Source organism: Luteimonas sp. 22616 (assembly GCF_052044325.1).
Classification (GTDB): Bacteria; Pseudomonadota; Gammaproteobacteria; order Xanthomonadales; family Xanthomonadaceae; genus Luteimonas.
On the sequence record NZ_JBQEMW010000001.1, the window covers coordinates 1335985 to 1358290 of the forward strand.

Sequence of the window (22306 nt, forward strand, 5' to 3'; positions counted from 1 at the left end):
TCGTTGGTACTACACCTCGCTGGCGGGCAGTTCCCTGAGCCTGCCCTCGTACAGCTCCAGCACCCGGTCGAGCCGGCGCGCCAGGCGGCGGTCATGCGTCACCAACACCAGGCTGGTGCGGTGGGCGCGATTGAGTTCGAGCATCAGGTCGAACACGGTCGCCGCGGTCTTCTCGTCGAGGTTGCCGGTGGGCTCGTCGCCGAGCACGCAACCCGGTCGGTTGACCAGCGCGCGCGCCACGGCCGCACGCTGGCGTTCGCCGCCCGACAGTTCGCCCGGCTTGTGCTCGAGGCGATGACCGAGGCCGACCGATTCCAGCAGCCCGCGCGCCGTCTTCGCCGCATCGGCCACCGCCGTGCCACCCAGCAGCACCGGCAGCATCACGTTCTCCAGCGCGGTGAACTCCGGCAGCAGGTGGTGGAACTGGTAGACGAAGCCCAGCGCATGGTTGCGCAGGCGGCCGCGCTCGGCATCCGACAGCGCGCTCATCTGCTGCCCGGCCACGAACACCTCGCCCGCCGTCGGCGTATCGAGGCCACCGAGCAGGTGCAGCAGCGTGCTCTTGCCGGCACCGGACGCGCCCACGATGGCCACGGTCTCGCCGGCATGCACGGCCAGGTCGAGCCCGTCGAACACCGGCGTGCGCAGCGAGCCCTCGGCGTAGGTCTTGGCCAGCGCCTCGGCGCGGATCACCTCGCCATCGTGCATGCGCTCTTCCATCTGCTTTTCCGATCCCGGGCTACTCATAGCGCAACGCCTCCGCTGGCGCCGTCCGCGCCGCGCGCCACGCCGGATACAGCGTGGCCAGGAAGGCCATCACCAGGGCGATGATCGCGATGATGGTGATGTCGCTCGCCTCCAGCTGCGTCGGCAGGCCGGTGATGTAGTAGACGTCCTCGGGCATCAACTGCACGTCGAACACGCGTTCGATCGCGCGCAGGATGTGTTCGAGGTTGAGCGTGAGCAGGATGCCGCCGACTACGCCCGAGACGGTGCCGATCAGCCCGATCAGCGACCCCTGCACCATGAACACCTGCATGACCCCGCGCGGGGTGAGCCCGAGCGTGCGCAGGATCGCGATGTCGGCCTGCTTGTCGGTCACCAGCATCACCTGCGATGACACCAGGTTGAACGCGCCCATGGCGATGATCAGCGACAGCAGGATCGCCATCATCGTCTTCTCCAGCTTCAGCGCCCGGAACATGTTGGCGTTGTCGCGGGTCCAGTCGCTGACCAGGTATGGCCCCTTGAGCCGCAGTGCCAGGTCGCGCGCCACTTCCCAGGCCAGGTCCATATCGTGCATCCGCAGGCGCACGCCGGTGACCCCCTCGCCCATGCGCATCAGCCGCTGCGCGTCGCGCAGGTTCACCACCGCCAGGCCCTTGTCGTATTCCTGGTAGCCGGCCTCGAAGATGCCGCTCACCGTGAACCGCTTCATCTGCTTGACCGCGCCCATCGGCGTGGCGCGCACGTCGGTCAGCACCAGGACCTTGTCGCCCACGCCCGCCCCGATCCACATCGCGAGCTCCCGCCCGAGCACGATGTTGAAACTGCCGGGCGTGAGGTCCTCGAGCTTGCCCTGCACCATCTTCTCGGCCAGCACCGACACCTTGCCTTCCTCGATCGGGTCGACGCCGCGGATCAACGCGCCCTGCTTCCTCGAAGCGGACAACAGCGCCTGGGTTTCGATGTAGGGCGCCGCACCGGCCACGCGCGGGTCACTGCGGGCCTCGGCGATGGCCTGCTGCCAGTTCTCCATCGCATCGCCGCTGGCGGTGACGGTGGCGTGCGCGGCCATCTGCAGCATGCGGTCGCGGATCTCGCGCTGGAAACCGCTCATCACCGCCAGCGTGGTGATCAGCGCAGCCACGCCGATGGCGATGCCGAGGATCGAGGCCAGCGAGATGAAGGAGATGAAGCCGTTGCGGCGCTTGGCCCGCAGGTAGCGCAGGCCGATGGCGACAGGAATGGGTTTGAACATGGGATCGGGTCGACGGAGCAGGCGCTATGGTGCCACCGATGCCGCCCGGCGCGCAGGCACGGGCGCCGGCGCGGCCAGCCGCAGTTCACGGCGCCGCGCGGCCGGCAGCGTATCGGGGAAGAAGACGTGCCGGCGCCGGTGGCCATCGCCATCGCGCCATTGCACGGAAGCGATCGGGCCGCGCCAGCGCACCACCAGATCATCGACGACCTTGCCATCAACCGTTGCCCGGGCGTCCGCGTGCGGGACCACGAACTCGCCGGGCACCATGCGGGCCTCGCGCCAGGCCAGCCATGCCCCATGCGCCAGCGCGGCCAGCGCCAGTGCCCACGCTGCAGCCCGGGGCATTTCCGAGACCAGCACTGCGAAAGCCGCGGCGACGGCGAGCGCCAGCAGCGCGGCGATCAGCAACGGCGACGCACGCCGTTCAAGGCGGCAGGGTGCGGATGCGCTGGACGAGCGAATCGAGTGCGGCATCGGGGGCGTTCTCGTGGCCAAGGAACCAGCGCCAGAGCTTATCGTCCTCGCAGGCCAGCAATTGTAGGAAAACCCCGCGCTCGGCTTCGGAAGATGCCGCCCATTGCTGGTCGAGCCAGCGGTTGAGGAGTTGGTCGAGCTCCCGCATCCCGCGCCGGCAGCGCCAGCGCAGGCGCCGCAGCTCCGCTTCGTCGCCGGCGGACAGACCGCTCACCGCAGGAACAACAGGTAGGCCAGCCACGCCCACAGCACCCACAACACCACGCTGCCGGCCAGATAGGCCTGGAACCGGTGCATGACCTTGTTGTAGCTGCACTGGATCGCGCTATGGACCACGCGCAGCAGCACGAACAACCAGGCCAGCGCCAGCGTCACATCCGTGGCAAGGCCGGAAACCGCGGCCACGACCAGCGCCAGGTAGAACAGCACCGGCAACTCGAACAGGTTGCGGAAGTTGTCCGCCGCGCGGCTGTCGGTGAGCCTTGCGGCCGCCTGCGCGGAGGTGGCGACGGCCTGCGGGTGGATCCGTTCGCGCTTCATCTGCGCGATGCGCACGGTGTACATGCGCAGCCAGACCACGAGGGTCAAGGCAACCATCGCGAAGGCGGGAAGGAAGATGGCGCGCGGCATGGAAATCCCCTTCGATGGATAGCGTGATGACCCGGCGTTGAGTCCCTCTCTTTCGGAGAGGGGTTGGGGTGAGGGTACGGCGAAGTCGCAAAGGTTCAAGCCTCCACGCTTCGCCGTACCCTCATCCGGCGCTACGCGCCACCTTCTCCCGAAGGGAGAAGGGCTCTCGGTGCATGAGGATGCCTGGGAAGTCCTGACCAGCGCAGAGCGCGTGCAGGCGTACCTGGCCCAGCGACTACTGCTGCCGCGCCAGCATCAACTGCTTGATCTCGCCGATCGCCTTGGCCGGGTTCAGGCCCTTCGGGCAGGTCCGGGTGCAGTTCATGATCGTGTGGCAGCGGTACAGCTTGAACGGGTCTTCGAGGTCGTCCAGGCGCGCGCCGGTGTCCTCGTCGCGGCTGTCGATGATCCAGCGATAGGCCTGCAGCAGGATTGCCGGTCCCAGGTAGCGGTCGCCGTTCCACCAGTAGCTCGGGCACGCGGTGCTGCAGCAGGCGCACAGGATGCATTCGTAGAGGCCGTCGAGCTTGGCGCGGTCTTCCTTCGACTGCAGCCGCTCGCGATCCGGCGGCGGGGAGCTCTGGGTGCGGATCCACGGCTGGATCGACGCGTACTGGGCGTAGAAATGGGTCAGGTCCGGGACCAGGTCCTTGACCACGTCCATGTGCGGCAGCGGATAGATCGGGACCTCGCCCTTGCCGCTGCCGCAATCCTCGATCGCGCGGGTGCAGGCCAGGGTGTTGGTGCCGTCGATGTTCATCGCGCACGAGCCGCAGATGCCCTCGCGGCAGGAACGGCGGAACGTCAGCGTCGGGTCGATCTCGTTTTTGATCTTGATCAGCGCGTCCAGGACCATCGGCCCGCACTTGTCGAGATCGACCTCGTAGGTATCGGTGCGCGGGTTCTCGTTGTCGTCCGGGCTCCAGCGATAGACCTTGAACTCGCGCACGCGGGTCGCGCCGGCGGGTGCGGCGAAGCGCTTGCCCTTGTGGATCTTCGAGTTCCTGGGGAGGGTGAATTCGGCCATTTCGCTATTCCTGCAACGCTCGTTTCGTGGGAGCGGCTTCAGCCGCGAGCTTTCAACAATGAATCGACGGATGCAAAGCGCTCGCGGCTGAAGCCGCTCCTACAAGATCAATAGACCCGCTTCTGCGGCGGCACGACCTCGACCTCGTCGTCGAGCGTGTACATGTGCACCGGGCGGTAGTCGATCCGGGTTTCGCCCGCGTCTCCAACCCAGCACAGCGAGTGCTTCTGCCACTGCGCGTCGTCGCGCTCGGGGAAGTCCTCGCGTGCGTGCGCGCCGCGCGATTCCTGGCGATTCTCGGCGGCGACGATGGTGGCCAGCGCCTGGCCGAGCAGGTTCTGCAGCTCGAAGGTTTCGACCAGGTCCGAGTTCCAGACCAGCGAGCGGTCGCTGACCTTCACGTCATCGAACGAGGCGCGGATCTCGCGAATCTTCTCCACGCCCTCGGCCAGCGTTTCGCCGGTGCGGAACACCGCCGCGTCGGCCTGCATGGTGCGCTGCATGCGGTCGCGGATCACCGCGGTCGGCGTGCTGCCGTTGGCATGGCGCAGGCGGTCGAGGTTGGCCAGCGAGCGGTCGCAGGCGTCGCCCGCAAGCGGCTTGTGCGCCGCGCCCGGCTTGATCGTCTCGCCGCAGCGGTTGGCCACCGCGCGGCCGAACACGACCAGGTCGAGCAGCGAGTTGGAACCCAGGCGGTTGGCGCCATGCACCGACACGCAGGCGGCCTCGCCGATCGCGTACAGCCCCGGGACGACATGGTCCGGGTTGCCGTCCTTCAGCTGCACCACTTCGCCATGGTAATTGGTCGGGACGCCGCCCATGTTGTAGTGCACGGTCGGGATCACCGGGATCGGCTGCTTCTCGACATCGACGTTGGCGAAGATCCGCGCGCTCTCGGCGATGCCGGGTAGCTTCTCGTGGATGTCTGCCGGGTTGAGGTGGGTCAGGTCGAGGTGGATGTGGTCCTTGTGCTCGCCGACGCCGCGGCCTTCGCGGATCTCAAGCGTCATCGCGCGGCTGACCACGTCGCGCGAGGCCAGGTCCTTGGCGTTGGGCGCGTAGCGCTCCATGAAGCGCTCGCCACTGTTGTTGCGCAGGATGCCGCCTTCGCCGCGCACGCCCTCGGTGATCAGGCAACCGGCGCCATAGATGCCGGTGGGGTGGAACTGCACGAATTCCATGTCCTGCAGGCCCAGGCCCGCGCGCAGCGCCATGCCGCCGCCGTCGCCGGTACAGGTGTGCGCGGAGGTCGCGGAAAAATACGCGCGGCCATAGCCGCCGGTGGCCAGCACCGTGCCATGACCACGGAACAGGTGCAGCGTGCCTTCGCTCATGTCCAGCGCCAGCACGCCGCGGCAGACGCCGTCGGCGTCCATGATCAGGTCGAGTGCGAAATACTCGATGAAGAACTCGGCATGGTGCGCCAGCGACTGCTGGTACAGCGTGTGCAGGATCGCGTGGCCGGTGCGGTCGGCGGCGGCGCAGGTGCGCTGCGCGGTGCCCTTGCCGTACTCGGTGGTCATGCCGCCGAACGGGCGCTGGTAGATCTTGCCTTCCTCGGTGCGCGAGAACGGCACGCCCTGGTGCTCGAGTTCGATGATCGCCGGGATCGCCTCGCGGCACATGTACTCGATCGCGTCCTGGTCGCCCAGCCAGTCCGAGCCCTTGATGGTGTCGTAGTAGTGGTAGCGCCAGTCGTCCGGGCCCATGTTGCCCAGCGCGGCCGAGATCCCGCCCTGCGCCGCCACGGTGTGCGAGCGGGTCGGGAACACCTTGGTGATGCAGGCGGTGCGCAGGCCCTTCTGGGCGAGGCCGAAGGTGGCACGCAGGCCGGCGCCGCCGGCGCCGACCACGATCATGTCGTATTTGTGTTCGGTGATCTTGTATGCGGAAGTCGTCATGGGGGACTCAGGCGAGCAGCGCGATGCGGGCGATCGCGTACAGCGACGCCAGCGCGCCGAATACGCACGCGAACGTCACCACCAGTTGCAAGGTGACTTCGAGCGCACGGGCGTGCACGTAGTCCTCGATCACCACCTGCATGCCAAGCTTGGCGTGCCAGAACAACGCCAGCACGAACGCCGCCAGCAGGATCGCGTTGAGCGGCACGGCCAGCGTGGCCTGCACGGTGCCCAGGTCGGCGCCGACGAACGACACCAGCGTGCCCACCAGCCACGGCACCAGCAATGCCAGCACGATGGCGGTGACGCGCTGCCACCAGAAATGCCCGGTGCCGGACTTGGCCGAACCCAGGCCGCGGGCGCGGCCGATCGGCGTGCGGTAATCGGGCTTTGCGGACTTCGCCGCCTGCGACTCGTTCATGCCCCACCCCGCAGCGCGAAGAACCAGATCAGCGCCGTCAACACCACCGTCAGGCCGAACACCGTGTAGCCCGAACGGTAGACCTCGGGGAGCTCGAAGCCCCAGCCGATGTCCCAGAGCATGTGGCGGATGCCGTTGAGCAGGTGGTAGACCAGCGACAGCGAGAAGCCGAACAGCACGAACTTCCCGAACGGCGAGGCCAGGCAGGCCGCGGCGTTGGCGTAGACGTCGCCGCCAGCGGCCGCGGCGAGCAGCCACCAGGCCAGCGCAAAGGCGCCGACGACCAAGGCAATGCCGGTTGCGCGGTGCAGGATCGACATCGTCATCGTGATCTGCCAGCGATAGACCTGCAGATGCGGTGACAGGGGGCGTTCGCGATTGGCCATCGTGCCTCGTTCTCTCGCTGGGCGGCCGTGGCCGCGTGGCTGACGCCCCGCCATCGGCGTTTGACGTCGCCCGGAACCGGGCACGCAATCGACACGTCGTGGCAGAAGCCCCGGGTTTCGCTGCGCTCGACCCGGACTTACGAATGCAGGGCCTCAGAAATCGATGCAGCGTCCGTTTTTCTCCCAGTCACCATAGCGCGTCGGATCGGGGCCTTCGCGGCCGCCGAATTCCGGGGCGGGAGTCGATTCCGGGACAGACTGTTCGGCCTGTTCGGGAACGGGTGGCTGGGTGGTTTCGCCTATCATTCCGGGGTCTCGCAACCCGGCCAGTCTAAGTCCCGGACCCCATTTGGACAAGTTTGCCCGGCGAGCGCGCCGCACCGGCCACCCCCTGGAATCGCCCATGTTCGCCCTGCCCGACCACCACGTTGTCACCCTGCGCGGCCGCGATGCGCTGGCATTCGCGCAGGCACAGTTCATGAGCGACGTCGCCGCGCTCGACGACGGGCACTGGCAGTGGAGCGGCTGGCTGACGCCGAAAGGGCGCGTGATCGCACTGTTCGCATTGCTGAAGACGGACAGCGAAACCGTCCGGCTGGTGCTGCAGGACACCGATCCCGCGGAGTTCGCCGCACAGCTGCAGCGCTTCGTGTTCCGCAGCAAGCTGGTCATCGAGTCCGGCGAGGGACTGCAGGTCGGCGGCAGGTTCGACACCCATCCGGCCGCCACCGCTGCGCAGGCATCGCGATCCGGCGATGACGGATTCGCACTCGACTTCGGCGGGGACGGCGGCCCGCGCACGCTGTTCGTCGACGCGACCCTTGACGCCAGCGATGATGCCGCCGCGTGCGCCCGCTGGGCCGCATTCGACCTCGCCCATGGACTGCCGCGCCTGCCCGGGTCGCAAACCGGGCAATGGACGCCGCAGCAGCTTTCGCTGGAACGCCTGCGCGCCTACAGCGTGAAGAAGGGCTGCTACCCCGGTCAGGAAATCGTGGCGCGCACGCACTTCCTCGGCCAGGCCAAGCGCGGGCTGGTGCTGTTCGAGTGCGATGGGCCGCTCGAGGCCGGCCAGCAGGTCGTGGAGGCAGACCGGGTGCTCGGCACGATTGCCAGCACGGCAGGCGACGACGGACGCCACCTGGCCCTGGCCGTCCTGCCGCTGGACGCGGCGGCCAACGCGGCTTCCGTCGACGGCCGGGCGCTGCGTCCGAAACCCCTGCTCGACGGCCTCGCGCGCTGACCGGAAACAGCCTGCTCCGGCAGGCTGCGCAAGCCGCGACCGGCGTCGCATTCCCGTCCCAGCGCGCTGCTATGCTCGGCTGCGGGAAGGCGTGCAGCCACCGCCGCGCGCCAACGCGATGGGCAGCCATCGAAATCAAGGACCAAGGGGAAATTCTGATGAACAGGAAGGACTTCGCAGTGCCCGCGATGCTGGCCACTGCCATGCTGCTGGCCGCATGCAAGACCCAGGCGCCCGCGCCGGAGACGGCGCCGCCGCCACCGGTTGCCCAGAGCCAGAAACTGTCCGCCGACGGCCTGTTCGCCTTCGGCAAGTCCAGTCTCGACGACCTCAGCGATGCGGGCCGCGCCCAGCTCGACGCCTTCGCGGCGAGCCTGCTCGGCGGCGCGCCCTACGAGATCGTCCACGTCATCGGCCACAGCGACCGCATCGGCAACGCCAGCGCAAACCTCCAGCTGTCGAACCGCCGCGCGCAAAGCGTGCGCGACTATCTCGTCCAGAAGGGCGTTCCCGCGGAACGCATCACCGCGGTCGGCCGCGGCAGCGTGGAACCGGTGGTCGAATGCGAGAACCGGGACCGGGACGCGCTGATCGCCTGCCTGGCGCCGAACCGGCGCGTGGAAATGCGGGTGGTCCCTGCGCGCTAGGGCATGGGATGCCGGCCGGGAGCCAGCCGCTCCCGACTTGCAGGAGCGGCTTCAGCCACGAGCTTCTGTTTTCGCGGGAAGAGACGAAAAGCCTGCGGCTGAAGCCGCTCCCGCAAGCGCGAAGGCGGCGCATCCTCTCTGCGTTCGCGGTACTCTCGCTTCCGCAATGAGGAAGCCGGACCACCAACGCGAAACCCTGCCCAGCGCAGTCGAAAAACGCGTCCTGCGCCGCCAGCGCGGGCGCCTGGCCGAGGCCCGCGACATGGTCGCGGCCGAAGTTCCGGTCGCCTTCGCCTGCAACGGCACGCCGTTCGCGGTGATGATGGCCACGCCCGGCGACCTCGACGATTTCGCACTCGGTTTCGCGCTCGGCGAAGGCATCGTCGCGGACGCGGGCGAGGTCATTGTCGAGTCGATCGAAACCTCGCTGGAAGGCGTGTCGATCGTGCTGTCCATCCCGCCCGCCCGCGCCAGCGCGCTCGCCGGGCGTCAACGCAGCCTCGAAGGACGCAGCGGTTGCGGCATCTGCGGCACGGCCCAGATCGAGGCGGTGCTGCGACCGCCGCCCGCAGTCGGTGTGGGCCAGCCCATCACCGCCGAAGCGCTCGACCGCGCCCTGCGCGAACTGCAGGGACAACAGCCGCTCAATGCGCTGACCGGCGCCACCCACGCTGCCGGCTGGGCGGACGCCGAAGGCCGGGTTGCGCTGGTGCGCGAGGATGTCGGCCGCCACAACGCGCTCGACAAATTGATCGGCGCGATGGCGCGTGCGGATGTCGACCCGCAGGCCGGCTTCGCGGTGGTCACCAGCCGCGCCAGTTTCGAGATGGTGATGAAGGCCGCCCAGGCGGGAATCCCGATGCTGGTCGCAATCTCCGCCCCGACGGCGCTGGCGATCGCGCTGGCGGAAACCGCCGGCCTGACCCTGGTCGGTTTCGCCCGCGAGCACGGGCACGTGGTGTATGCGCATGCCGGACGGCTGCGCGAAAAGATCCCGGGAGCCGCGGCATGAGCACGAAGAAGACCATCCGCCCTTACAACGGCCCGGCCGGCGGCTGGGATGCGCTGCACAACGTCGCCAAACACCTGATCGAACAGGATGTGCCGGTGCACGGCGCGAAGACGCTGCTGTCGGCCAACCAGCCCGACGGCTTCGACTGTCCCGGCTGCGCGTGGCCCGACCGCGACCACACGTCCACCTTCGAGTTCTGCGAGAACGGCGCCAAGGCGGTGGCCGCGGAAGCGACGAAGCATCGCGCCACGCCGGCACTGTTCGCGAAGCATTCCGTCGCCGAGCTGGCGCGCTACAGCGACCACTGGCTCGAGGACCAGGGCAGGCTCACCCAGCCGATGCGATATGACGCCGCCAGCGATCATTACCTGCCGGTGTCTTGGGACGAAGCATTCACGTTGATCGCGGGCCACCTCAACGCCCTGCCCTCGCCCGACCAGGCGATCTTCTACACCTCCGGGCGCACCAGCAACGAGGCCGCATTCCTGTACCAGCTGTTCGTGCGCGAGTTCGGCACCAACAACTTCCCCGACTGCTCGAACATGTGCCATGAGCCGTCCGGCACCGGGATGACGCCGCAGATCGGCGTCGGCAAGGGCACGGTCACGCTGCACGACTTCGAACTGGCCGACGCGATCTTCATCTTCGGCCAGAACCCGGGCACCAACCATCCGCGCATGCTCGGCGAACTGCGCCGGGCGTCGAAACGCGGCGCGGCGATCGTGTCGTTCAATCCCCTGCGCGAACGCGGGTTGGAGCGCTTCGCCGATCCGCAGGACAAGCTGGAGATGCTGCACGGTGGTTCGACCCGGATCTCGTCGGATTATTTCCAGCTGCGCATCGGCGGCGACCTGGCCGCGGTCAAGGGCATCGCCAAGCACGTGCTGGAGGCCGACGAGCAGGCGCGGCGCGACGGTGGCGCGCGCGTGGTGGACGTGGACTTCATCACCCGCCACACCACCGGCTTCGCGGCCTTCGCCGCGGACGTGGCGGACGAGAGCTGGGACACCATCGAAACCGAGTCGGGTCTGACACAGGAACAGCTGCGGCGCGCCGGCGACATCTACCTGTCCGCCGGCAGCGTGATCTGCTGCTGGGGCATGGGCATCACCCAGCACAAGCATTCGGTGGCGACGATCCAGATGCTCGTCAACCTGCTGCTGCTGCGCGGCAACCTCGGCCGGCCCGGCGCGGGCGCCTGCCCGGTGCGCGGCCACAGCAACGTGCAGGGCGACCGCACGATGGGCATCTACGAAAAGCCCGCGCCCGCCTTCCTGGATCGATTGGCGGAGGTGTTCGGCTTCGAACCGCCGCGCGAACACGGCTTTGACACCGTCGGCGCGATCGAGGCGATGCTCGACGGCCGCGGCAAGGTGTTCTTCGCCATGGGCGGCAACTTCGCCACCGCCACGCCGGACACCGAAGCCACCCATCGCGCGCTGCGCAACTGCGACCTGACCGTGCACGTCGCCACCAAGCTCAACCGCAGCCACCTCGTGCACGGGCGCGAGGCGCTGATCCTGCCTTGCCTCGGGCGCACCGAGATCGATATCCAGGAAGCCGGGCCGCAATCGGTGTCAGTCGAGGACTCGATGAGCATGGTGCACCTGTCGGCGGGCATCAACGCGCCGGCATCGAACGACCTGCTGTCGGAACCCGCGATCGTCGCGCGCCTGGCGCAGGCCACGCTGGGCGATCGCAGCAAGGTGCCGTGGCGCTGGCTGGTGACCGACTACGACCGCATCCGCGACCGCATTGCCGACGTGTTCGACGACTTCCACGATTTCAACACCCGCGTGCGCGTACCCGGCGGCTTCCGCCTCACGAACACCGCCGGCGAACGACGCTGGAACACCGCCAGCGGCAAGGCGGCCTTCATCGCCCATGCCGTCCCCACCGACTTGCCGGTGCATCGCGCCCGCGCCGCGCACGCGCAGCCGGTCTTCACCCTGACCACGGTGCGCTCGCACGACCAGTACAACACCACGATCTACGGCCTCGACGACCGATACCGCGGCGTGTTCGGCGAGCGCCGCGTGCTGTTCGCAAATGCGGGCGACATCGCCGCCCTCGGCCTGCGCGCCGGCGACCGGGTCGACCTGGAAAGCCTGTGCGACGACGGCGTGCAGCGCCGGGCACGGCGCTTCCTGCTGGTCGAATACGACATCCCGCGCGGCTGCCTGGCCGCGTATTACCCCGAGACCAACGGGCTGGTGCCGCTGTCGAGCTTCGCCGACCACGCGCGCACGCCGACGTCGAAGTCGATCCCGGTGCTGGTATCCGCGCACGACGAAGCCGCCTCCGTACCCGGCGAGACGCCGCGTGACATCCCGCTTGCCGTCCACGACTGAGGCCCTGCTGGCCGAACTCGCGCGCGAACCGGACGGCATCTCGCTGCCGCGGCTGTGCAAACGACTCGGCATGCGCATGAGCGTGCTGATGCGCGAGCTGGCGTGGCTGGGCGAGGACTCGATCGGCGGCACGCCGGGAGCGGGGCTGGTGCGCGTGGAGCGCCGCGGCGAACGTGACGTCGCGGTGCTCATCGCAGGGTCCCGATCCCGCGATCCTTTGTAGGAGCGGCTTCAGCCGCGAGCTTTTCGGATCGGCGACCCGAGACCGGAAGATCAAAAGCTCGCGGCTGAAGCCGCTCCTACAGGAAGCGCAACAGCGCGGCTTCAGGCCGCGTGCTTCTTCACCCAGGCCACATAGCGGTCGACGAAATCCTGCAGGAACTTGCGGGTGTCGTCGTTGCCGATGTTGCCGTCGTCGTCGATCAGCCCGTCCTTCATCTGCATGAAGACTTCCGGCTGCCCCAGCGTCGGCGCGTCCAGGTAGGCCAGCACGTTGCGCAGGTGCTGCTGCGCCAGCGCGGTGCCGATCGCGCCGACCGAGATGCCGAGCACGCCGGCCGGCTTGCCGGCGAAGGAGTTGGTGCCCCAGGGGCGCGAGGCGATGTCGATCGCGTTCTTGAGCACGCCCGGGATCGCGCGGTTGTACTCGGGGGTGACGAACAACACGGCGTCGGCCGACTCGACATCCTTCTTCAGCCGCGTCGCTTCCGCCGGGTAATCGGCATCGAAGTCCTGGTTGTACAGCGGCAGGTTGTCGATGCGGACATGCGCGAACTCGAAGTCGGCCGGTGCCAGCTTCTCGATCGCCTTGGCCAGCTTGCGGTTGAACGAGTCCTTGCGCAGGCTGCCGACGAACAGGGCCACCTTGGTCTTGCTCATGCGGATTGCTCCATCTGGATAGACGATCTCCAGACTATCCACTGGCCTCCGTAAGCGAAGCGTCAAGGGCGGAAGGCATTGTTCCGCCCGTGGCTCGCCGGGTCAGGCCAGCGTATCGGCCGCGGCGACGATTTCCTCTTCCGACGGGATCACCAGGAACGCGGCGCCGGCCAGCGGGGTGAAGGTATCGGCGCCCACCACCCGCCGGAACGGGCGCGCACCGAAGCCGCCTTCCACCACGGCCGTGATGATGCCCTCGCCCACGCCGGCGCTGCGCCGGCCCTCGTCGACGATCAGGATGCGGCTGGCGGTCGCCGCCTGTTCGCGGATGAAGGTTTCATTGAGCGGCACCAGCCAGCGCAGGTCGACCACGCGGGTCTTCCAGCCGTGCTTCTCCTCGATCTTCTTCGCCGCACGCAGGCTCATCGGCACGCCGTTGCCGAAAGTGAAGATGACCAGGTCGTCATGGCCCTCGCCATAGACGCGCCCCTCGCCCAGCGGCATCGCCTGGTCCGGTGCCGGATATTCGGTCAGCCAGCCGCCGTCGCCCGGCTCGTGCAGGTCCTTGGCCATGTACAGCGCGATCGGTTCGAGCAGCGCGCAGACGCGGCCGTCGACCTTCGCCAGCGCGGCCAGCGTGCGCAGCATCGTCGCAGCATCGTCGCCGCGGCTCGGGCAGCCGACCACCAGGCCGGGAATGTCGCGCAGCGCGGTGATCGAGTTGTCGTTGTGGAAATGCCCGCCGAACCCGCGCTGGTACCCCAGCGACGCGATCCGCACCACCATCGGGTTGCGGTACTGGTCGTTGCTGAAGAACTGCAGGCTCGCCGCTTCGCCGCGGATCTGGTCGGCGGCGTTGTGGAAGTACGCCAGGTACTGGATCTCCGGCAGCGGCAGCATGCCCATGTTGGCGTAGCCCTGCGCCAGGCCGAGGATCACGGTTTCGTCGAGCAACGTGTTGAACACGCGGCGCGCGCCGAAGGCCTTCTGCAGGCCCTTGGTGACGGTGTAGACGCCGCCCTTCTGCGCCACGTCCTCGCCGAACAGCAGGGTCTCGGGGTATTTGGCGAACAGGTCGTGCAGCGCGTTGTTGATCTGGATCGCCATGTGCCGCGGCGCCTGCGCCTCGGGCAGCTTGTCCTTGCCGCCAAACACCTCCTCGCGGCGCTTGCCGTAATCGGCACGCGCTGCCTCCTTGCCGACTGCCTCAGGCGAGTACGGCGCCAGCGGCGCCATCACTTCCTCCAGCGACGACAGGCGCGGCCGGCGGTCGGCTTCCTCGGCGGCGGCGAAGCACTTCTTCCGCGTTTCCTCGTACAGCGCCAGGACTTCTTCCTTCGTCATCAACCCCGACTCGAGCGCGATCGCTGCCGAACGCAGCAGCGGATCGGTCGCCTCCACCGCGCACAATTCCTCCAGCGAGCGCCATTCGATCTCGAAGTCGGTGCCGGCGTGGCCCATGATCCGGGTGGTGCGCAGGTGCAGGAAGGTCGGGCGACGGGTGCGGCGGCAATGTTCGACCGCCTTCTGCACGTCGCCGTAGCCGGCTGCGAGGTCGAGGCCGTCAGCGGCGAAGTAATCCAGGTCCGGACGGCTGGCGAAATTGCGCGCCACCCAGCCGTCCGGGGTCTTGACCGAGATCCCGATGCCGTTGTCCTCGCACACGAACAGTACCGGCGCCGGCAGCTTCTGGTAGGCCGTCCACGCCGCGGCATTGAACGCGGTCTGCGCGGTGGCGTGGTTGCTGGACGCATCGCCGAACGAGCAGATCGCGATGCTGTCGTCGGGGATCGGCAGTTGGTGGCCGATGCGGCGCGCCTGCTCGATCGCCACCGCGGTGCCGAACGCCTTGGGCAGGTGCGAGGCGATCGTGGATGTCTGCGGCAGCACCCACAGCGGCTTGCTGCCCCAGACCTTGTGGCGGCCACCGGATGCGGGATCGTCCTTCGACGCGGCGAACGACAGCGCCGAATCCATCACCGGGTCCATGCCGGGCAACTTGCGGAACCGCTCGGCCATGAAACCACCGGAACGGTAATGCAGGAACGCCGGATCGGTATGGCGCGTCAGCCGCGCCACCATCGTGTTGCCCTCATGGCCGCTGGAACCGATGGTGTAGAAAACCTTGTTCTGCACCCGCAGCACGCGCGCCATCAGGTCGAGGTGGCGGCTGACCAGCTGCGATTCGAACAGCTCGCGGAAGCCGCGCGCGTCGAGCGCGCTGCCGTCGAGGATGGCATCGCCGGACAATGGCTTCGCGTCGGCGTGTCCGTTCCACTCGCGCACGAACTCGCTGAAGTTGACGTCGCAGATCTCGGCGCGGTTAAGGCCGCGCATGCGGGCGGGAATGGTGTTTGCGGTCACGATGTCTTCCGTAAGCCGGGCCTACGCGCCTGGCGGTTGTTCTGTGCGTGCCCGCGGTTGCGGGCGTCGGGGGCGTAGTCCCGAGCTACGCGTTCAATCGATGCGTGCGAGCAGTGCAGCGGCGCCTGCCGCCGGCTCAGGCATGGCGACAAACCCGGGCGTGGCGCGCACGCGCGCCAGCCAGTCGCGGATCGCCGGATATGGCGTCAGGTCGAAACCGCCCTCGCCGGCGACGTCGGTATAGGCGAACAATGCAATATCGGCGATGCCGTAATCGGGCCCGGTAAACCAGGCGTTGTCCGACAGGTGGCGCTCCATCACCGCGAACGCCGCATGTCCGCGCTCGAGGCAGCGCGACAGTTCGGCGCCACGCCGCGGCGAATCCACGGGTGTCCAGCCGCGGATGAAGCGGGCGACCGCGACGTATGGCTCGTGGCTGTACTGCTCGAAGAACATCCAGCCCAGCGCCTGCGCGCGCTGCCAGGCATCGGCAGGCAGATAGGGGCTGCCTTCAGCCAGCCAGCACAGGATCGCGTTGGATTCGGCAAGGACGCGGCCGTCGTCGAGTTCGATGATCGGCACGCGGCCATTGGGGTTCTTCGCGAGGAATTCCGGCGTACGCGTCTGCCCGCGGCTGCTGTCGGTCTCGACCCAGCGGTAATCCTGGTCGAGCCGACGGCCGAGCTGTTCCAGCAGCAGCCGCACCTTGTGGCAGTTGCCGGAGGAAGAGAAGCCGTAAACCGTGATCACGTCGATGCCCCGGCGCGGCGCGCGCGCCACTGTTCCCGGGTTTGCCCCCAGACTTCGACCGGATGGTCTTCGAACGGCGCCGGCAGTGTTCCCGGCCCCTGGTTGGTCGAGCCCAGCCGCCGCGCCAGCGCCTGCGAAGGCGCGTTGTCGGGATCGATGCAATGGATCACGTCGTCCCAGCGGAGGTTGTCGAATGCCCAGTCGATCGCGGCAACGGCAGACTCCGTCGCATAGCCCCTGCCCCAGGCCGTGCGCCGGAACGCCCAGCCGATCTCGTTGCCCGGCCAGCCTTCCGGCCGCCACGGGCCCAGCTGGCCGAGCCATTCGCCGCTGGCCTTGTCCAGCACGGAAAACATTCCAAACCCCTGCACCAGCCATGCGCCCGGCTGTTGAAGGAACTTGCGCCAGGCGGCCGCGCGCACCATGTGGCCGCCGATGTAGCGCGCGGCTTCCTTATCGCCGAGGAGCTCGGCGTAGCCGTCGAAATCCTCCAGCGCCGGCGGGCGCAGGAGCAGGCGTTCGGTTTCGATGCGGATGTCGGTCACGCGCATTTGCGACTCCGGAAACGGTGTAAAAGCGGCTTCAGCTGCGAGCTCTTCCGCCGGCTTTCCGTCTCCATGAAAAGCTTGCGGCTGAAGCCGCTCCTACAAGGGCACGGGCAGGATCAGAACGCGTTGATGCCGGTCAGCTCGCGGCCCACCACCAACTGGTGCACGGTCTCGGTGCCCTCGTAGGTGATCACCGACTCCATGTTCAGGCCATGGCGGATCGGGCAGTGCTCGGTGGTGATGCCGGCGGCGCCGAGCAGGTCGCGCGCCTCGCGGGCGATGTCGATCGCCATGCGGCAGTTGTTCCACTTCGCCAGCGACACCTGCGTGGGCTGCATCTTGCCGGCATCCTTCAGGCGACCGAGCTGCAGCGACAGCAACTGCGCGGCAGTGATGCGGCGCGCCCAGTCGGCCATCTTCAGCTGCGCGCTCTGGGTCGCGGCCACCGGGCGGTCGAACAGGATGCGTTCCTTCGAATAGTTCAGCGCCTCGTCGAGGCAGGCGATGGCGGCGCCGATCGGCCCCCAGGTGATGCCGTAGCGGGCCTGGGTGAGGCAGCCGAGCGGACCCTTGAGGCCCTTCACGTTCGGCAGGCGGTTGGACTCGGGCACGCGCACGTTGTCGAAGAACAGCGCGGACGTCACCGACGCGCGCAGGCTCATCTTGTGCTTGATCTCCTGCGCGCTGAAGCCGGCGAAATCCTTTTCGACGATGAAGCCCTGGATGCCGTCCTCGGTCTGCGCCCAGACGATGGCGATGTCGGCGAGGTTGCCGTTGGTGATCCACATCTTGCCGCCGTTGATGACCCAGTCGCCGCCGTCCTTCTTCGCATTGGTCTTCATGTTGGCCGGGTCGGAACCACCGTGCGGCTCGGTCAGGCCGAAGCAGCCGATGACCTTGCCGGCGGCCATGTCGGGCAGCCAGCGCTTTTTCTGTTCTTCGGTGCCGTAGGCGTAGATCGGATACATGCACAGCGAGGACTGCACGCTGGCAAAACTGCGCAGGCCGCTGTCGCCGCGCTCCAGCTCCTGGCAGATCAGGCCGTAGCTGACCGCGTTCAGCCCGGCGCCGCCGTACTCCTCGGGCAAGGTGGCGCCGAGCAGTCCGAGCCCGGCGATCTCCGGGATCAGTTCGGTCGGGAAACGCCCCTGGTCGAAGCACTCGCCGATGATCGGCAGCACGCGCTCGTCGGTGAACCGGGCCACGGTGTCCTGGACCGCGCGCTCCTCCTCGCTGAGCAGGGAGCGAACGTCGTAAAGGTCGTAGGGGTGCAGGGCCATGGCGGGTTCTTCGTCCGGTAAAACCGCCATTTTAGCCCGTTGTCCGGGCCGGGATGGGGCGGTGTCGATACGCCGGGGCAAAAAAGAAGGGGCCGGATCGCTCCGGCCCCTCGGCTTGCTGTCGCGGGTCGCCCCGGAAGACTCACCCGCGGTCGGGGTTGTCCGCCGCGGCGGCGGTCTGCGTCACCACCTGGCCGTCGATCACCGGCAGGCGCTCGCCCGGCTTCTGGTCCATGCGGATGGTGCGCTCCGCGCCGTTGTAGCGGTAGGTCACGTCATAACCAACGGTCTTGTCCTGGGTGCCCAGCGAGATCCGGCTGCCCGGCTTGCTGCCCATGCGCATCGTGTCGGTGGTGCCGTCCGGGTTGCGGTAGGTCACGTTGTAGCCGACGACGTGGCTGGATTCGGACGTATCGGTGACGGTATGGCACTGGCGCTCGGTGCGATTGACCACCTTGCCGCCAACGTGGTTGCGGTCGACGCGGTTGCCCACGAAGCCACCGGCCACGGCGCCCGCCGCGGTTGCGGCCTTCTTGCCGTTGCCGCCGCCGACCTGGTTGCCGATCAGGCCACCGATGACCGCGCCGGCGACCGTGCCGCCGACGTTGCCGTCGCGCTCCGGCAGGCGTTCCTGGACCACGACGTCGTTGCAGACTTCGCGCGGGGTCGAGCTGGTCGAGGATTCACGCACCGGGTCGGTGCCGATGACGGTGGCGTAGAGCTTCTCCTTTTCGGTGATCGGCTTCACGCCCACCACGTCGGCGTAGGCGACGCGACCGCTGTCGGGGATGCTGTTGTCGAGCAGTGCCGCATCGTCGAGCGCGGTGTCCTGGCCGGCGAGGCCGCCCGACGCGGTGATGCCGTCGGCGTTGTCCGGGGCGCGTGCGTGCTGGAACGCTGCGACCGAGACGCCACCGACCAGCAGTGCGGCAATGGCAATGGCGATGGTGTTCTTGTTCATGAGCCTCTCCTGATGGCGGATGTCCCGCTCTTGTGTGCGGGATGATTTCAGCACCCACAACCTGAACAGGACTTCTTCGGCGCCCCCTGAAACTGACGGCGCGATGAACCCCGCAGGTTCCGCCGCCCGATGATAGCGTGGCAGTCCCCATCTGTTGCCATCCACGCCAGCCTCCGGGAATCCGCCATGCCCAACCCTCTCCTCGCCCCGCTCCTGCGCTGGTTTGGCCGACTGAGTTATCCCAAGCTGTTCCTGCTGACGGCGGTCCTGTTCGTCGGCGACGTACTGGTGCCGGACGTGATCCCGTTCGTCGACGAACTGCTGCTCGGACTGGGCACCCTGCTGCTGGCGAACTGGAAGCGCGTGAAGCCCGGGCGCGGCGACGCCATCGATGGCAAGCCGGGTCGCCGGGACTGACATCGTGCTGGTCGACAGCCACTGCCACCTCGACGCGTTGGAGTTCGATCGCGATCGTGATGCGGTCGTCGTACGTGCACGCGTGGCCGGCGTCGCCCGCCAGGTGGTGCCGGCGATCCACGCCGCCGGCTGGCCGAAGCTGCGCGACATCTGCGCCGGTGCAAGCGGCCTGTTTCCCGCCTATGGCCTGCATCCGATGTTCCTCGCCGACCACCGCCCGGAGCATCTGCAGCAGCTGCGCGACTGGGTCGAGCGCGAGCGCCCGGTGGCCATCGGCGAATGTGGCCTGGACTACTTCATCGACGGCCTCGACCGCGATGCGCAGCAGTTCTACTTCGACGGGCAGCTGGCGCTGGCGCGCGAGTACGGATTGCCCGTGATCGTGCATGCGCGGCGCGCGGTCGATGCCGTGATCGCATCGATCCGCCGCAGCGGCAGCCCCGGACCAGGCCAGGAACACGCCCTGCGCGGCGTGGTGCACAGCTGGTCCGGAAGCTCGCAACAGGCCGAACAACTCTGGGAGTTGGATTTCATGCTCGGCATCGGCGGCCCGGTCACCTACGACCGCGCCCACCGCCTGCGCAAGCTGGCCACCGAGATGCCGCTCGACCGCCTGCTGCTGGAAACCGACGCACCCGACCAGCCCGACAGCGCGATCCGCGGCCAGCGCAACGAACCGGCGCGACTGCGCACCGTGTGCGAAACCATTGCCGCCCTGCGCGGCATGGCGCCCGAAGAACTCGCCGAAGCCACCACCGCGAACGCCGAACGTCTGTTCGGCCTCCCGCCCGCTGCCGCGTAGTGGCAGGCCTCGCGGAGCGGCTCTTGTAGGAGCGGCTTCAGCCGCGAGCTTCTCGCACGATGGGTATTGCGCAGAAAGCTCGCGGCTGAAGCCGCTTCTACATGGCACCTGTGGGCTCGACGGCTTCCCTGCGCCGCAGCAGCAATTCCAGCACCTTGCCCACGGCGGCAAACGCAAACGCGCCGGTGATGTGGGTCGCCGCGCCCAGCCCCGCGCCGCAGTCGAGCTTGAGCGCGGCATCGGCGCCCAGCTGCGGGCGCAGGCCACACACGCTGCCGTCGGCCTGCGGATAGCGCACGTTCTCCAGCGAATACACCGCCGGCACGCTGAAGTAGCGCTTCGGCCCGCTCGGGAACCGGAACTCGGTGCGCAGCTTGCGCCGGATCAGCGCCAGCATCGCGTCGTGCTCGGTCTTCGACAGGTCGCGCACGCGCACCAGGGTCGGATCGATGCGGCCGCCGGCCGAACCCACCGTCACGATCGGCTGCTTGCGGCGCCGGCACCAGGCGATCATCTCGACCTTGCTGCGGAAACTGTCGCAGGCGTCGAGCACCACATCGAAGCCCTCGCCCAGCAGCGACTCCATGTTCGAAGGGGTCAGGAAGCTGGCCACCGCATGCACCTCGGCCTGCGGATTGATCGCCCGGCAGCGCTCGGCCATCGCATCGGCCTTGCCGCGGCCGTACTGGCCTTCCAGCGCCGGTAGCTGGCGGTTGGTGTTCGACACGCACAGGTCATCGGCGTCGACCAGCGTCAGCGCGCCGACGCCGCTGCGCGCCAAGGCCTCCACCGCCCACGATCCCACGCCGCCCAGGCCGATGACGGCCACCCGCGACATCGACAGGCGCTCGAGCGCGCCGCGGCCATAAAGGCGGTCGATACCGGAAAAACGTTCCTGCCACGATGCATCCATCCGCGCAGTTTACCGGCGCCGGGCGCGTGCTATCGTCGCCGCAGCCAACGAGGAGTCCGCCATGTCGACCACGCCCGAAGCCAATCCCGTCACGCCGGCCAAGCCGTCCGCCGCCAGCCGCTACCTGTTCGTGTTCCTGGTCGGCCTGGTGATCGGCGCCATCGCCGTGGTGATGATCCTGCGCACGGTCGAGGCGAAGAAGACCTGGCAGGACCGCTATCCGGTCGCGGCGATGGACCTGTTCCAGGCCCACATGGCGCAGCTCAAGTCCAGCACCGAAGCCAACCGCTGCAGCGCCACCGACACGCTGCCGCACCTGCAGGCGCTGCGCACGGTGGCCAACGACATCGAACCCGCATTCGGCGACCTGCGCGAAGACGCCCGCTTCAGCAAGCACGCCAGCGACCTGCGCGCGGTGCTCGACTCGACCCTGGCGGCCCCGCCGCTCAACTGCGCGGGCGTCACCACCGCCACCGGCAAGATCGGCGAAGCCTGCAAGGCCTGCCACCAGGATTTCCGCAGCTGATTCCCTGCAGCTGATTCCCTGCAGCTGATTCCACGCGCCTGATCCACGGCACGATCTTCCACGGCTGACGCACGGCCGGGCCGGTACGCACATGTTCGGTGCGGCCCGTTTCGCGTCGCCGCGATGGACATGAACCCGCTCTGACGGCAACCACCGTGCGCGCCCGTGGCGCACGGCGGTTGATCATGCGTTCACGGCATGCTGCCTACTGTTCGAGGCTACGAAGCCATGCGCTTCGTCCCCCACGACAGGAGATCGGCATGAACATCCGTTTGCTCGGCGCCACCACCCTCATTGCCGCGCTCGCCACCGCTGGCTGCGCCACCTCGCCCGGATACGGCGGCGGCTATGGCACCTCGCCGTCGTACGGCAGCGGCGCATACGGCAACACCGTGTGTACCGACTGCGGCACGGTCACGCGCATCGAGGCCGTTGCCCGCGGCCAGAACGTCCCGAACTCCACCGGCGCGGTCCTCGGCGGCATCGTCGGCGCGGTCGCCGGCCACGAGATCTCGGACAAGACCGGCGGCAGCAAGGGCAACCAGAACATCGCAACCGTGGCCGGCGCCGTGGGCGGCGCCGTTGCCGGCAACGCAATCCAGAACAAGGTCCAGCAAGGCACGACCTATCGCGTCACCGTGCGGATGGAGGACGGCAATCTGCGCACCGTCCAGCAGACCGACCTGGCCGGAATCCGCGAGGGTTCCTACGTCCGCATCAACGGTGGCCGTGCAGTGCTGCGCTGAGCGTCCGCAAGCACATGAAAAAGGCCCGCCATCCGGCGGGCCTT

At 68.2% G+C, this 22306-nt stretch carries 26 protein-coding genes; 9 read left to right on the forward strand and 17 right to left on the reverse strand.

What is annotated here, in order from left to right; translation table 11 throughout:
* Positions 1-9: 9 nt before the first annotated feature.
* The 10 genes from lolD to ACTJIL_RS06210 all read right to left on the reverse strand — a co-directional run bounded on the left by lolD (position 10) and on the right by ACTJIL_RS06210 (position 7303).
* Positions 10-720, reverse strand: a complete 711-nt coding sequence (lolD, locus tag ACTJIL_RS06165) for a lipoprotein-releasing ABC transporter ATP-binding protein LolD (protein WP_440754671.1) — start codon at positions 718-720, stop codon at positions 10-12.
* A 19-nt stretch (positions 721-739) separates the two neighbouring features.
* Entirely contained in the window at positions 740-1981 is a 1242-nt protein-coding gene (locus ACTJIL_RS06170; RefSeq protein ID WP_440754672.1) for a lipoprotein-releasing ABC transporter permease subunit, read from the reverse strand.
* Between the two features lie 24 nt (positions 1982-2005).
* Positions 2006-2458 (reverse strand): hypothetical protein, encoded by a 453-nt coding sequence (locus ACTJIL_RS06175; protein WP_440754673.1) that lies wholly within the window; start codon positions 2456-2458, stop codon positions 2006-2008.
* A complete protein-coding gene (locus tag ACTJIL_RS06180; RefSeq protein ID WP_440755861.1) occupies positions 2409-2606 on the reverse strand; it encodes a succinate dehydrogenase assembly factor 2 in 198 nt (65 codons plus the stop codon). The genes ACTJIL_RS06175 and ACTJIL_RS06180 overlap by 50 nt, the downstream gene beginning before the upstream one ends.
* A gap of 62 nt (positions 2607-2668) precedes the next feature.
* On the reverse strand, positions 2669-3088 hold the full coding sequence (locus ACTJIL_RS06185) for an MAPEG family protein (RefSeq protein ID WP_440754674.1): 420 nt from the start codon (positions 3086-3088) through the stop codon (positions 2669-2671).
* Positions 3089-3323: 235 nt separating this feature from the next.
* On the reverse strand, positions 3324-4115 hold the full coding sequence (locus tag ACTJIL_RS06190) for a succinate dehydrogenase iron-sulfur subunit (RefSeq protein ID WP_440754675.1): 792 nt from the start codon (positions 4113-4115) through the stop codon (positions 3324-3326).
* Between the two features lie 107 nt (positions 4116-4222).
* Positions 4223-6016 carry a succinate dehydrogenase flavoprotein subunit gene (gene sdhA, locus ACTJIL_RS06195; RefSeq protein ID WP_440754676.1) on the reverse strand — a complete coding sequence of 598 codons (1794 nt, stop codon included), beginning with the start codon at positions 6014-6016 and terminating at the stop codon, positions 4223-4225.
* A 7-nt stretch (positions 6017-6023) separates the two neighbouring features.
* Complete coding sequence (gene sdhD / locus ACTJIL_RS06200; RefSeq protein WP_440754677.1) at positions 6024-6437, reverse strand: succinate dehydrogenase, hydrophobic membrane anchor protein; 414 nt, start codon at positions 6435-6437, stop codon at positions 6024-6026.
* On the reverse strand, positions 6434-6823 hold the full coding sequence (gene sdhC / locus ACTJIL_RS06205) for a succinate dehydrogenase, cytochrome b556 subunit (RefSeq protein WP_440754678.1): 390 nt from the start codon (positions 6821-6823) through the stop codon (positions 6434-6436). The genes sdhD and sdhC overlap by 4 nt, the downstream gene beginning before the upstream one ends.
* Before the next feature lie 153 nt (positions 6824-6976).
* The gene (locus ACTJIL_RS06210) at positions 6977-7303 is read right to left on the reverse strand and encodes a DUF1674 domain-containing protein (protein WP_440754679.1); all 327 of its coding nucleotides are present in this window, start codon (positions 7301-7303) and stop codon (positions 6977-6979) included.
* Between ACTJIL_RS06210 and ygfZ the strand changes: the two genes are divergently transcribed.
* From ygfZ to ACTJIL_RS06235, 5 genes are all read left to right on the forward strand, one after another.
* Entirely contained in the window at positions 7227-8066 is an 840-nt protein-coding gene (gene ygfZ, locus ACTJIL_RS06215) for a CAF17-like 4Fe-4S cluster assembly/insertion protein YgfZ (protein ID WP_440754680.1), read from the forward strand. The two genes, ACTJIL_RS06210 and ygfZ, sit on opposite strands and share 77 nt — an antisense overlap.
* A gap of 158 nt (positions 8067-8224) precedes the next feature.
* Positions 8225-8713 (forward strand): OmpA family protein, encoded by a 489-nt coding sequence (locus ACTJIL_RS06220; protein ID WP_440754681.1) that lies wholly within the window; start codon positions 8225-8227, stop codon positions 8711-8713.
* A 166-nt stretch (positions 8714-8879) separates the two neighbouring features.
* The gene (fdhD, locus tag ACTJIL_RS06225) at positions 8880-9725 is read left to right on the forward strand and encodes a formate dehydrogenase accessory sulfurtransferase FdhD (RefSeq protein WP_440754682.1); all 846 of its coding nucleotides are present in this window, start codon (positions 8880-8882) and stop codon (positions 9723-9725) included.
* Positions 9722-12076 carry an FdhF/YdeP family oxidoreductase gene (locus ACTJIL_RS06230; RefSeq protein ID WP_440754683.1) on the forward strand — a complete coding sequence of 785 codons (2355 nt, stop codon included), beginning with the start codon at positions 9722-9724 and terminating at the stop codon, positions 12074-12076. Before fdhD ends, ACTJIL_RS06230 begins: the two co-directional genes overlap by 4 nt.
* Entirely contained in the window at positions 12060-12299 is a 240-nt protein-coding gene (locus ACTJIL_RS06235) for a hypothetical protein (protein WP_440754684.1), read from the forward strand. The genes ACTJIL_RS06230 and ACTJIL_RS06235 overlap by 17 nt, the downstream gene beginning before the upstream one ends.
* A gap of 101 nt (positions 12300-12400) precedes the next feature.
* Here ACTJIL_RS06235 and ACTJIL_RS06240 read toward each other — a convergent pair whose 3' ends face one another.
* From ACTJIL_RS06240 to ACTJIL_RS06265, 6 genes are all read right to left on the reverse strand, one after another.
* Positions 12401-12955 (reverse strand): NADPH-dependent FMN reductase, encoded by a 555-nt coding sequence (locus ACTJIL_RS06240; protein WP_440754685.1) that lies wholly within the window; start codon positions 12953-12955, stop codon positions 12401-12403.
* Between the two features lie 102 nt (positions 12956-13057).
* Positions 13058-15292 (reverse strand): thiamine pyrophosphate-dependent enzyme, encoded by a 2235-nt coding sequence (locus ACTJIL_RS06245; RefSeq protein ID WP_440755862.1) that lies wholly within the window; start codon positions 15290-15292, stop codon positions 13058-13060.
* Positions 15293-15412: 120 nt separating this feature from the next.
* Positions 15413-16066, reverse strand: a complete 654-nt coding sequence (locus ACTJIL_RS06250) for a glutathione S-transferase family protein (RefSeq protein WP_440755863.1) — start codon at positions 16064-16066, stop codon at positions 15413-15415.
* A complete protein-coding gene (locus ACTJIL_RS06255; protein ID WP_440754686.1) occupies positions 16066-16620 on the reverse strand; it encodes a GNAT family N-acetyltransferase in 555 nt (184 codons plus the stop codon). The genes ACTJIL_RS06250 and ACTJIL_RS06255 overlap by 1 nt, the downstream gene beginning before the upstream one ends.
* Positions 16621-16733: 113 nt before the next feature.
* On the reverse strand, positions 16734-17897 hold the full coding sequence (locus tag ACTJIL_RS06260) for an acyl-CoA dehydrogenase family protein (protein WP_440754687.1): 1164 nt from the start codon (positions 17895-17897) through the stop codon (positions 16734-16736).
* A 142-nt stretch (positions 17898-18039) separates the two neighbouring features.
* Positions 18040-18858 (reverse strand): glycine zipper 2TM domain-containing protein, encoded by an 819-nt coding sequence (locus tag ACTJIL_RS06265; protein ID WP_440754688.1) that lies wholly within the window; start codon positions 18856-18858, stop codon positions 18040-18042.
* A gap of 186 nt (positions 18859-19044) precedes the next feature.
* Here ACTJIL_RS06265 and ACTJIL_RS06270 point away from each other — a divergent pair, with 186 nt between their 5' ends.
* Both ACTJIL_RS06270 and ACTJIL_RS06275 read left to right on the forward strand, forming a co-directional pair.
* Complete coding sequence (locus ACTJIL_RS06270) at positions 19045-19275, forward strand: DUF6116 family protein (protein WP_440754689.1); 231 nt, start codon at positions 19045-19047, stop codon at positions 19273-19275.
* Positions 19250-20077, forward strand: coding sequence for a TatD family hydrolase (locus tag ACTJIL_RS06275; RefSeq protein ID WP_440754690.1), 828 nt, complete (start codon positions 19250-19252; stop codon positions 20075-20077). Before ACTJIL_RS06270 ends, ACTJIL_RS06275 begins: the two co-directional genes overlap by 26 nt.
* A gap of 97 nt (positions 20078-20174) precedes the next feature.
* Here ACTJIL_RS06275 and ACTJIL_RS06280 read toward each other — a convergent pair whose 3' ends face one another.
* Positions 20175-20990, reverse strand: a complete 816-nt coding sequence (locus ACTJIL_RS06280) for a tRNA threonylcarbamoyladenosine dehydratase (protein ID WP_440754691.1) — start codon at positions 20988-20990, stop codon at positions 20175-20177.
* A 61-nt stretch (positions 20991-21051) separates the two neighbouring features.
* On the opposite strand from ACTJIL_RS06280, the gene ACTJIL_RS06285 reads away from it, so the two are divergent.
* Together ACTJIL_RS06285 and ACTJIL_RS06290 are read left to right on the forward strand one after the other, a co-directional pair.
* Complete coding sequence (locus ACTJIL_RS06285; RefSeq protein ID WP_440754692.1) at positions 21052-21516, forward strand: hypothetical protein; 465 nt, start codon at positions 21052-21054, stop codon at positions 21514-21516.
* Between the two features lie 260 nt (positions 21517-21776).
* Positions 21777-22262 (forward strand): glycine zipper 2TM domain-containing protein, encoded by a 486-nt coding sequence (locus ACTJIL_RS06290; protein ID WP_440754693.1) that lies wholly within the window; start codon positions 21777-21779, stop codon positions 22260-22262.
* Positions 22263-22306: the final 44 nt, after the last annotated feature.